At 69.1% G+C, this 4,416-nt stretch carries 5 protein-coding genes; 1 reads left to right on the top strand and 4 read right to left on the bottom strand.

From position 1 onward, the window contains the following. Positions 1-85: 85 nt before the first annotated feature. Positions 86-1,864: a glycosyl transferase gene (locus DBR36_RS10590; protein WP_108319195.1), complete on the bottom strand. Its 1,779-nt coding sequence runs from the start codon at positions 1,862-1,864 to the stop codon at positions 86-88. 192 nt (positions 1,865-2,056) lie between these two features. Here DBR36_RS10590 and DBR36_RS10585 point away from each other — a divergent pair, with 192 nt between their 5' ends. Beyond that, positions 2,057-3,130 carry an AI-2E family transporter gene (locus DBR36_RS10585; RefSeq protein ID WP_108319193.1) on the top strand — a complete coding sequence of 358 codons (1,074 nt, stop codon included), beginning with the start codon at positions 2,057-2,059 and terminating at the stop codon, positions 3,128-3,130. Positions 3,131-3,136: 6 nt separating this feature from the next. Here the strand turns inward: DBR36_RS10585 and DBR36_RS10580 are convergent, their stop codons facing one another. From DBR36_RS10580 to DBR36_RS10570, 3 genes are all read right to left on the bottom strand, one after another. Next, positions 3,137-3,850 carry an alpha/beta hydrolase gene (locus tag DBR36_RS10580; protein WP_108319191.1) on the bottom strand — a complete coding sequence of 238 codons (714 nt, stop codon included), beginning with the start codon at positions 3,848-3,850 and terminating at the stop codon, positions 3,137-3,139. Next, positions 3,850-4,137, bottom strand: coding sequence for a hypothetical protein (locus tag DBR36_RS10575; RefSeq protein WP_108319189.1), 288 nt, complete (start codon positions 4,135-4,137; stop codon positions 3,850-3,852). Before DBR36_RS10575 ends, DBR36_RS10580 begins: the two co-directional genes overlap by 1 nt. A gap of 9 nt (positions 4,138-4,146) precedes the next feature. Beyond that, positions 4,147-4,416 (bottom strand): transglycosylase SLT domain-containing protein (locus DBR36_RS10570; protein ID WP_181373560.1); only part of this gene is annotated, 270 nt, incomplete at its 5' end.

Below are 4,416 nucleotides of genomic sequence, written 5' to 3'. Positions count from 1 at the left end.
GGCGTCGTCGGGGCCGCGGGGCGGTTGCGCAGGGAGGAGAGGTCGACGGCACCGCGCATGACGGAACCGGGGGCGGCGGGAGTGCTCACGGGGACACCTTCGCTTCGAGGAGGCTGGATCGATAACCGAGCAGGCGGATCTGATCGTCGGAGCCCTGGCTGGGCACGTAGAAGAACACCTGGTCGGAGTAGGTCGTGGTGAATCCTGTCGCGGACTGGTCGACGCCCGTGAGCGCCTTGACGGCGGGGTTGTTGTCGAGCTTGATGACCGCGTCGGCGTTGGTGGGCTTGGCCGTGTCGCTCTCGTAGACGTTCACCGCGACGATCGCACCGGTGTCCAGCGTCGCCAGGGCGATGGGCGAGGCCGGGCCGGCCGAGGCCTCGAAGCTGATCTGCGCCGTGCCCGCACCGGTCTGGTTGAGCTCGTCGGTGCGTTTGGTCTTGTTGTCCTGGATGGCCGTGAGCAACAGGTCGTTCGCCGTGTCGAAAAGGGGGTACGACGCGCTGTTCTGACCGTTGTTGATGATGTCGGCGTAGGCGGCGGCGACCTTCTCGGGCGCCATCACCAGGAACGACGAGTCCGGCGGTACCTGGGTGGCGCCGACGTAGGCCGCGGCGAGCTCGGGCAGGTTGGTCGAAGCCTCGAGGTTGCCGACGTAGGAGGCTTTGTACTCCTCCCACGGGGTCTGCTGCGTCATCATCATGATCGTCGTGGTCGGGGTCGCGGCATCCGCGGACTCGACCACGGTCATCAGGGTGCGCGGCCACGTGCCCGTGGTCTGCGGGAGGACGATCTGCACGGGCTCGGCCGGGATCGCGGGCAGAGCCGGTCGGTCCGAGATGGCGGCCCGCAGCTTGTAGTTGGTCTGGCGCTCCGCCAGGGCCGGTCCGGACAGACGCTGCGCCGCGGCGTTGGCGTCGAGGGCGGCGTCGGCCTGAGCGACCGACTGCGAGACGCGCGAAACGATGCGCTGCGCCTGCGATTCGGTGACCGCCGGCGGGAACTGCCCCTCGGGCACGATCACCGTCGGGGTGGGGCTGGGCGACTCGGACGCGGCGAGCTGGGGCCACGCGTCGGCGGAGCAGCCGGCCATCAGCGCTACCGAGACGCCCAGGGCGGGTACGGCGACGAGGGCCCGACGGGCTCCTCGTCCACGACGAGCCGGACTCTGGCTGACGACGCCCTTCGCCTCGGCATCGGCGTCGACGGTCGAGATGGGCTCGGTCACCGGCAGGGGCAGGCCCTTGCGGCGCGGACGACGCTGACGGCGCACGTGCCGGATGCCGAGCACGTACAGCACCAGGCCGATCAGCAGCACGATGCCACCGCCCACGATGAGCGGCCCCGACAGCGGGGTCGAGTTGTCGATCGGCCAGGTGACGCTGACGTTCGCGGGGGCGGGAGCGGTGCCGTCGGAAGCGATGAGCACGCTCATGTCGCTCGGCAGCTGCAGCGTGGTCGAGAGGGTGCCGGTCTGCTCGTACTCGTCGAGCCACAGGTCGGAGTCCACCGGCGAACGCCCGCTGGACACCGGCGTCACGCTGGGCTGGACCGCGGAGGTCTGCACGACACCGTCACCGTCGACGGTGACGGCGGTGTAGGGCACGTCCGCAAGCCACGCCTTGACGTCGGCGGTGCGCCCGTACGAGGCGAACACCGCACCGTCGCCCTCGACGCGCAGGGTCTGCGCGCCCGGGACGCTCGTCAGCACCGCGCCGTCGACGAGCGTGTACGCCGTCGTCCCATCGGTCTGCACCGTGGCGGACGTCTCTGACGGGCCCTGGAACACGGTCCGTTGCGCGATCCCCGCACCGATCATGGCGGCGGCGATGACGAACGCCACCACGGCCCAGACGAATCTCACGCTTCACACCATCCCCACCGGCGGCTCGGGTGCCACCGAAGAATCGACGTTTCAGACTATCCGAGGGCGCCTGAAAGTTCTCGGCATGGTCCGCTCGCGCACCGTGCCGTGCGCCGCGCGCCGCGGAGTGCGCCGCGTCAGTATCCTGACGGGACGGGCACGACCGCCCGGCTGAGGCGGGAGTCGTTCGGCATGAAGATCCACAATCCCTTCCGGGTGGCGCTGCTGGCGACCCTCGGCGTGGGCGTCGGCCTGCTGATCATCGGCAGCGTGCAGAATCTGTCGACGATCCTGCTGTACGTCGGCACCGCGCTGTTCCTCTCGCTCGGCCTCGATCCGGTCGTGTCGTTCCTCGAACGACGGGGACTGCCCCGATGGGCGGCGGTGCTCGTGACGATCCTCGCCGTCCTCGGCATCTTCACCGGGATCATCTTCATGGTCGTGCCGATCATCGTCAGTCAGATCGGCCAGCTCGTCTTCCAGATCGAGCAGCTGCTGCAGCCCGGTCGCTGGAACGAGATCGTCGCGCAGGTGCAGACGTGGGTGTCGCAGACCCTCCCCTGGCTCAAGATCGACGACGTCTGGGCGAGCATCCAGCGCTGGTTCACCACCCTCGACGTCGGATCCATCTCGACCATGATCGGCAACAGCCTGCTCACGGGTGCGGGAGCGGTTGCGGCGGGACTGGGCGGAGCGTTCATCGTGCTCATCCTGACCATCTACTTCACGGCATCCACCCCGTCCCTGAAGTCCGCGGTCTATCAGCTGGTGCCGGCGTCCAAGCGCGCCCGGTTCATCGAGCTGTCCGAGAAGATCACCGATTCGGTCGGCTACTACGTCATGGGTCAGGTGAGCCTGGGCGTCATCAACGGCGTTCTCAGTGCGATCTTCCTGTCGATCATCAACGCGCCGTTCCCGGCGGTGCTGGCCGTGGTCGCGTTCTTCTTCTCGCTGATCCCGCTCGTGGGCACGTTGACCGGATCGACGATCATCGTCCTCACGTGCCTGCTCCCCGGCCTCGGGTCGCCCACCGCAGCGCTCATCGCCCTGATTTACTACCTCGTCTACATGCAGATCGAGGCCTATGTGATCTCGCCGCGCATCATGAACCGCGCCGTCTCGGTGCCGGGTTCGGTCGTGGTGATCTCGGCGCTGGCCGGTGGTGCACTGCTCAACCTGCTCGGCGCCCTCATCGCCATTCCGGTCGCCGCCAGCATCCTCATCATCTACCGCGAGGTCGTCATCCCGCGGCAGAACGAGCGGTAACGCGGATCAGACCTCGTCCCACTCCGTCGGCAGCGGCAGCGCGTCGGGGTTGACGGCGGCGACGATCTCGGTGAGCACACGACGGGTCTGGGTCTCGCCCACCCACAGGTGCTTGGCGCCGTCGACCGGGATGAGCGTGGCGCCGGGCACCGACGAGAAGCGCTCGCGCGCCTCGGCGGGACGCAGGTAGTCGTCGAACTCCGGCACGAGCACGATCATCCGACGGGGGTCGTCTGCCCAGGCGGCCACCTCGTCGGCGGTCGCGCGGTGCAGCGGAGGCGAGAGCAGGATGACGCCCTCGATGTCGTGGTCGCGTCCGTACTTCAGGGCGAGCTCGGTACCGAACGACCACCCCACCAGCCACGGACGCGGAAGGCTCCGCTCGCGGGCGAAATCGACCGCGGCGGCCACGTCGAACACCTCGTTGGCACCGCCGTCGAACGATCCCTCGCTCGTCCCCCGCGGCGAGGTCGTGCCCCGCGTGTTGAACCGCAGAACGGCGAGATCGGCCAGCGCCGGCAGTCGTCCCGCCGCCTTGCGCAGGATGTGCGAGTCCATGAATCCGCCCGCCGTGGGCAGGGGATGCAGGGTCACCAGCGTCGCGACCGGCTCGCGCTCGAGAGGAAGGGCCAGTTCGCCGACCAGCGTCAGCTCGTCGACCGTGCGCAGTTCGATGTCCTCGCGGCGAGCGGGCAGAAGGACGGGTCCGCGAATCTCCATCAGGCGATCCTCCAACAGTGCGAGTGCCAATGACGGCGGGCGGCGAGGTCGGCGGCGTCACCGAGCACTCCGTCGGCCCGCCAGACGACGAGGTGGGGGGTGCCGGCGGGCACGGTGCGACCGCAGCCCGGGCAGACGTAATCCTTGACCGCCTGCGAACCGGCCAACGGCTGGACCGTCCACTCGGCACCGCGCTTGGTCTCGGTGCGCTTCCACCCGGCGATGAGGCGATCGAGCGACTCGTCGCCGCGGCTCGGTTCGGGACGACGTCTACGGGAGCGGGGCATGGATGCCGCTCACCACCAGTGGTTGCTGGTCCAGAACGCGTAGGCTCCGGCCCAGCTGCCGTAGCGTCCGACCGCGTAACCGGTTCCCCAGCGCAGGTTGTCGACCGGGTCGTACCCGTTTCCGGGGACCTTGCTGCACGGCAGCGCCTGCACGAGGCCGCAGGCGCCCGAGGACCGGTTGGTCGCGTTGGGGTTCCAGCCGCTCTCGCGGCTGACGATGTAGTCGACGTAGCCCATGTCGGCCTCGGAGATGCCGGCGGCGGCCATCCACTCGGCGGG

The sequence above is a fragment of the Microbacterium sp. HMWF026 genome, assembly GCF_003061325.1.
GTDB classification, from domain to species: domain Bacteria; phylum Actinomycetota; class Actinomycetes; order Actinomycetales; family Microbacteriaceae; genus Microbacterium; species Microbacterium testaceum_E.
Note: the sequence above shows the minus strand (reverse complement) of the source record. Positions and strands in the feature narration are given on the sequence as shown.